A 242-nucleotide genomic window follows, 5' to 3' on the forward strand; every position below is an offset into this window, starting at 1 on the left:
CCGCTCGTGAGCGAGCTGGCCGCCGACGGGATCCCCGTGGCGGTGACGTGCCGGGTATTGACCATCGCTCGTCAGCCCTACTACCGGTGGCTCGCCCGCCGTGTCACCGACGCCGAACTGACCGAGGCGTATCGGGCAGACGCGTTGTTCGACGCCCATCGCGATGACCCGGAGTTCGGGTACCGGTTCTTGGCCGATGAGGCCCGCGCTGCCGGCCAGCCGATGGTCGAGCGCACCGCCTG

At 70.2% G+C, this 242-nt stretch carries 1 pseudogene; it reads left to right on the forward strand.

Annotated features, from left to right (window positions below):
• A pseudogene (locus tag ACLQ28_RS34640) lies at nucleotides 1-242 on the forward strand (IS3 family transposase); the annotation flags it as partial.

It is taken from the genome of Micromonospora sp. DT201 (assembly GCF_049841575.1).
Classification (GTDB): domain Bacteria; phylum Actinomycetota; class Actinomycetes; order Mycobacteriales; family Micromonosporaceae; genus Micromonospora.